5 protein-coding genes are annotated in these 5,822 nt (G+C 62.8%); 4 read left to right on the forward strand and 1 reads right to left on the reverse strand.

The window, feature by feature from the left end; translation table 11 throughout:
• Positions 1 to 261: 261 nt before the first annotated feature.
• The gene (locus NKI69_RS33360; protein WP_352723438.1) at positions 262 to 1,488 is read left to right on the forward strand and encodes an anion transporter; all 1,227 of its coding nucleotides are present in this window, start codon (positions 262 to 264) and stop codon (positions 1,486 to 1,488) included.
• On the opposite strand, the gene NKI69_RS33365 is transcribed toward NKI69_RS33360, so the two are convergent.
• Positions 1,485 to 2,072 (reverse strand): TetR/AcrR family transcriptional regulator, encoded by a 588-nt coding sequence (locus tag NKI69_RS33365; RefSeq protein ID WP_164748925.1) that lies wholly within the window; start codon positions 2,070 to 2,072, stop codon positions 1,485 to 1,487. The genes NKI69_RS33360 and NKI69_RS33365 overlap by 4 nt on opposite strands.
• 87 nt (positions 2,073 to 2,159) lie before the next feature.
• Between NKI69_RS33365 and NKI69_RS33370 the strand changes: the two genes are divergently transcribed.
• From NKI69_RS33370 to NKI69_RS33380, 3 genes are all read left to right on the forward strand, one after another.
• Positions 2,160 to 3,083, forward strand: a complete 924-nt coding sequence (locus NKI69_RS33370; RefSeq protein WP_352442205.1) for a crotonase/enoyl-CoA hydratase family protein — start codon at positions 2,160 to 2,162, stop codon at positions 3,081 to 3,083.
• A gap of 131 nt (positions 3,084 to 3,214) precedes the next feature.
• Complete coding sequence (gene glyA, locus NKI69_RS33375) at positions 3,215 to 4,537, forward strand: serine hydroxymethyltransferase (protein WP_352723439.1); 1,323 nt, start codon at positions 3,215 to 3,217, stop codon at positions 4,535 to 4,537.
• Between the two features lie 58 nt (positions 4,538 to 4,595).
• On the forward strand, positions 4,596 to 5,702 hold the full coding sequence (locus NKI69_RS33380; RefSeq protein WP_352676950.1) for a branched-chain amino acid ABC transporter substrate-binding protein: 1,107 nt from the start codon (positions 4,596 to 4,598) through the stop codon (positions 5,700 to 5,702).
• The last annotated feature ends 120 nt before the right edge of the window (positions 5,703 to 5,822 follow it).

Genomic DNA, 5,822 nt, shown 5'->3' on the forward strand with positions numbered 1-5,822 from the left:
TCAAAGCCGATCCGGCGCTGCGGGCGGCAGTGGGCCTCAAGGCCCGGCAGACCGTCGAGCAGCTGTTTTCGCCGCAGGCACTGCGACAAAGGCTGGATTTCTATCTGCGTTAGCGGCACGTCATCCCTTGGCGGTGCTTGACGCAACAACATGCCTGGCTGTCTGTCGTCGATCTCGACATCGCGCTAAAGCAGGCACGCAAATCAGACCATTGGGGCTGACAGGCAGCGGCGCGCCACAGACTGGGCAGGACTTCTATCGATGACATTGATGGGCGCGGCGGCACTGCTGATCCTGATCCTGACTTACGCCGGTGTTGCCATCGGCCGCATCCCCGGCCTGCGCCTCGACCGGGCGGGGATCGCGCTTCTCGGCGGGGCCGCGATGATCGCCATCGGCGCGCTCAGCATGGAGGATGCCTACCGGGCGATCAATTTCGACACCATCACGCTTCTGCTCGGCATGATGATCGTGGTGGCGCATCTGAAAGTGTCGGGCGCCTTTCGCGGCCTTGGCGCCATCGCCATCGAGCACGCGCACGCGCCCTTCATGCTTTTGGTGATGGTGACGCTGCTGACCGGGGTGTTGTCCGCCTTCCTGGTCAACGACGCCATCTGCCTCGTCATGGCGCCGATCGTCGTCCATGTCACCCGTGTGATCAAGCGCAACCCGATCCCTTATCTGATCGCCACCGCCACCGCGTCGAATTGCGGCAGCGTCGCCACCATCACCGGCAATCCGCAAAACATGGTCATCGGCGCGCTGTCGGGCATTTCCTATCCGGCCTTTTCGGCGGCGCTCGCTCCGGTCGCCCTGTTCGGCCTCGTCGCGGTCGTTGTCATCATACGCATCGTCTACCGGGCCGAATTCGCCCGCACGGTGCAACTGATGCCCGAGGTCTCGCGTGGCCGCATGCACAAGAGACAGGTGCTGAAGGCGGTGGTGGTCTGCATCGGGCTGGCAATCGCCTTCTTCGCCGGCGTGCCTGTCGCCAAGGCCGCACTCATCGGCGGCGCCATCCTGTTGCTCACCCGGGCCATCAAGCCGGAACGCATCTACCGCGAGATCGACGGTCCGCTGCTGTTCATGTTCGCCGGTCTGTTCGTGGTGGTCGCCGGCGCCGAAAAGACGCTTCTTTCGCCCGACATGATCGCTTCGGCCAAGAACCTCGGGCTGGGCGACGTCTGGCGCCTGTCCGGTTTCACCGCGGTGCTCTCCAACATCATGAGCAATGTCCCGGCCGTGCTGGCGCTTCGGCCCTTCATACCGGGCCTCGAAAACCCCGAGCGCGCCTGGCTGGTCGTCGCCATGAGCTCGACACTGGCCGGCAATTTCACGCTGCTGGGTTCGGTCGCCAATCTGATCGTCGCCGAACAGGCACGAGCCGCCGGCACGACGCTGTCGTTCGGCGCTTTTTTCAAGGTCGGCTTGCCGTTGACGCTGATAACGCTGGCCGCCGGTACGGCATGGCTGGCTTTCGGGTTCTAGACCTGGCTGCCTGAAATTCGCGCCCGCACAAGCGTTGCCGCGGCGCGGCCGGCGGCCTCGATGTAATCGGGGTTGCGGTGGATCAGCATGATCGAAAAGCAGCCGTCGATCAAAAGCACGATCTCGCGTGCCAAGGCAGGCGGCTCGCCGACGCCATGGTCCGACAAGGCGCCGGCCAGCCATGTTTCGAAATTCAGCTTGTGCCGCGCGCCGACCTTGACCGCCGGATGTCCGGGCATCGAGGCGAGTTCGGCGGCCGTGCGCAGGAAGCCGCATCCTTTCCATTTCGGGTGACGAGCGGACCTCGCCAGATTGGTGAAGATCGCCTCGACCTTGCGATCCGCGCCGCCTTCGGCAGCATCGAACCAGCCAGCCATCCGCTTCAGATTGGGTTGGTCGCGGCCATCGAGATAGGCCGCGATGAGGTCGTCCTTGCTCTTGAAATGGTAGTAGAGCGTGCGCTTGGTGAGACCCGCTTCCTCGGCGACGGCATCGACGCTGACGCGACCGATTCCTTCGGCATAGAAGAGCCTGGTCGCGGCATCGACAATGCGTTTGCGGGTAGGACTTTGCGTGTCAGGCATGAGCTTAGGTATACCGACTAGTGAATATACACAAGCGGAAAGAGGCATAGTCTTCCGGTCATCAGCATGATGAAGAAGGAAGAGCCAATGACCGATCTTGTCCTTAGCGAAACCCGGGATGGGATTGCCATCCTCACCCTCAACCGGCCGGAGAAGCTCAACGCGCTGAATTATGCCCTGATCGATCGCCTGCTTGCGATCCTCGACGACATTGAAGTCGATGACAGCGTCCGCGCAATCATTCTGACCGGAGCAGGGGAGCGGGCGTTTTCGGCGGGCGGCGACATTCATGAGTTCTCGGCAAGCGTGGCGGTCGGCGTCGATGTCGCGATGCGGGACTTCGTCATGCGCGGGCAACGGCTGACGGCGAGGCTGGAAGCGTTTCGCAAACCCGTCATCGCTGCCGTCAACGGCATTGCCTTTGGTGGCGGTTGCGAAATCACCGAGGCGGTGCCGCTGGCCATCGCCAGCGACCGCGCTTTGTTCGCCAAGCCGGAAATCAGCCTTGCAATGCCGCCGACCTTTGGCGGAACCCAACGCCTGCCGAGGCTCGCCGGGCGCAAGCGGGCGCTCGAACTGCTGTTGACCGGCGACTGGTTTGCGCCGCCGCGGGCGCTTGAACTGGGTCTCGTCAACGAGGTTGTGCCGCATGCCGAGTTGATGCCGGCCGCAATCGGCCTGGCCAGGCGCATCCTGCGGCACTCCGATCTGGCGATCGCCAGCATCCTCACGGCAGTGACGCGCGGCCTCAACCAGAGCATCGCCGAAGGCTTGGCTGTCGAGGCCGAGCAGTTCGCCCGCATGGCCCCGACCGCTGATCTGCGCGAAGGGCTGGATGCCTGGATCGCACGCCGCGAGCCGGGCTATGACGACTCGTGGACGCACATCACCCGGCCGGATGAAGCCAGGCGAGCGTCGCTGGAGCAGGACCGGCTTGCGGAACAGGACCAAGGCGCTGTCGTCGCCGGCACATGGCCTTCGATGTCTGGATGGAAGCGACCCTCAAAATAGGGCGGGGAGAGTAGACCTAGTTTTTCTAAGCCTAGGCGCTAGAACTACTCGCTTGCGCCATGCCGACCGACGGCTCCACCTTAGGCTCCATTCACAGCCGTATTGTCCGCCGGTTGGCAAAGGAGGCATCGATGGTCGCTCTCGCTCGCAGGCCCTGGGTTCCATCGCATTGCGACGAGTTTGCCCAGCAGTTGGCGCAGAAGACGAGCGCTCAGAAGACCGATGCCGTCATGGCGGCAGTCAACAGGGGCATCGAGCTGAACCGTTCGATCCACGAGGCCGACTGCATCAACCTCAACCCGGCGACCAATGTGATGAACCCGAAGGCCGAAGCCGCACTCGCTTCCGGCCTGGGGTCGCGCCCGTCGCTTGGCTACCCCGGCGACAAATATGAGATGGGATTGGAGGGTGTCGAGCAGATCGAGGTGATCGCGGCCGAGCTGGCGGCCGACGTTTTCGGCGCCAGCTATGCCGAGATCCGGGTACCTTCCGGCGCGATCGCCAATCTCTATGCGTTCATGGTTGCAGCCAGGCCGGGCGACAGCGTCATTGTCCCGTCGCCGGCGATCGGAGGCCATGTAACCCATCATATGGCCGGCTGCGCCGGGCTCTACGGGCTCGATATCCACACCGCTCCAGTCGATGCCGACAGCTACACCGTTGACGTCGGCAAATTGCGCGACCTGGCCAGATCAATAAGGCCGAAGATGATAACGATCGGCAGCAGCCTCAACCTGCTGCCCCATCCCATTCGTGAGATACGGGAGATCGCCGACGAGGTCGGTGCGCTTGTTCTCTTCGATGCGGCCCATCTGTGCGGCATGATTGCCGGAGACGCGTGGCAACAGCCCTTGCAGGAAGGGGCTCATCTGATGACGATGAGCACCTACAAAAGTCTCGGCGGTCCGGCGTCCGGGCTGATCGTCACCAACGATGCGGTCGTTGCCGAAAAGCTCGACAGGATCGCATTTCCAGGCATGACCGCCAACTTCGATGCCGCCAAGTCGGCTGCCTTGGCGATCACACTTCTAGACTGGAAAGACCACGGCAAGGCCTACGCCGCGACGATGGCGCGGACCGCAAAGGCGTTGGCCGAAAGCCTTGCCGATCGCGGCCTGCCGGTTTTTTCGACCGGCAAGGGCTACACGACATCGCATCAGTTCGCCATCGAGGCAGCCGAGTTTGGCGGCGGCCAGGCGGCGGCAAGGAAATTGCGGCTGGCCAACATCCTGACCTGCGGCATCGGCTTGCCCATAGACGCTGTCGACGGCGACATGAACGGGTTGCGCCTGGGTACGCCCGAGATCGTCCGCTGGGGCATGACCGAAGACGACATGCCGGCACTCGCGGCTCTCATCGCCAGAGGACTGCGCGGCAATGACGCCAGCGAACAAGTCGCGGCAGATGTCACGGCATTCCGGCGCCGGTTCAACAAGCTTCACTTTGTGAACTGACGCCTGAAGCGGCGGGAAAAGCCCGCCTTTCTCTAAAAAACAGGGGAATAAAATGCGCATGATCGTGCAGATGATGACTGCTGCCCTTATGACTGCGGCTGTTGGTGCGGCCAGGGCTGATATTGTGTTCGGCGTCGCCGGCCCGATGTCGGGGCCGAACGCCGCCTATGGAGAACAGTACCGCGTCGGTGTCGAGATCGCTGTTGAACGCATCAACGCCAATGGCGGCGTTCTTGGACAAAAGCTTGCCGTGTCGATCGGTGACGATGTCTCCGACCCGAAGCAGGGCGTTTCGGTCGCCAACAAATTCGTCGCTGATGGCGTTCACTACGTTGTCGGGCACTATAATTCCGGCGTCACCATTCCCGCTTCCGAGGTCTATGCCGAGAATGGCGTTCTGTTCGTGACGCCGACTGCCACCAACCCGATGGTGACGGAGCGCGGCCTGTGGAATGCCTTCAGGGCGTGCGGGCGCGATGATCAGCAAGGCTCCATCGCCGCCAAATTCGTTCTCGACCGTTTCAAGGACAAGAAGATAGCGATTGTGGACGACAAGTCGACGGCGGGCAAAGGCCTCGCCGACGAAATGGCCAAGGCCTATAACGCCGGCGGCGGCAAGGAGGTTCTCCATGAGGAGGTCAACCCGGGCGAGAAGGACTACAGCCCTCTCGTCACAAGGATCAAGCAATCGGGCGCCGACCTCGTCTACTATGGCGGTCAGCACACGGAGGCTGGACTGATTGTGCGCCAGATGCACGATCAGGGCGTCACCGCGATCCTGATGGGCGGTGACGGCATCTCCAACAGCGAATTCGGCGCCATCGGCGGTGATGGTGCTGTTGGAACCCTGATGACGTCGTTCCCCGACCCGGCAACGTTTGCAGAAGCCAAGGATGCCGTCGCCGATCTGAGGGCCAAAAACGTGCCCACCGAAGCAGTGACCCTTTACGCCTACGCGGCAACGCAGATTCTTGCCGAGGCTATCGCCAAAGCCAAGGCCGACGATCCAAAGGCCGTTTCCGATTATCTTCATTCCGGCGCCGGTATCTCGACGGTGCTCGGTTCGATCTCCTATGACGACAAGGGGGATATCAAGCAGCCCGGGTTCGTCGTATTTGAGTGGCAGAAGGTCGACGGCAAGCTGACCCCGGTCGCCCTCAAGTAGAAACACCGCGCCGGCGGGCGGTGACCGGCCGCCCCCCCCCAGCCGCAACCTCGGGCGATGGGCGGTAATACGCCGCGGACGAGGATTGCGCCGCTCAAACCCAAGCGGCGCGTTTAAGCG

This window comes from Mesorhizobium sp. M0491 (assembly GCF_040321265.1).
Lineage (GTDB): Bacteria > Pseudomonadota > Alphaproteobacteria > Rhizobiales > Rhizobiaceae > Mesorhizobium.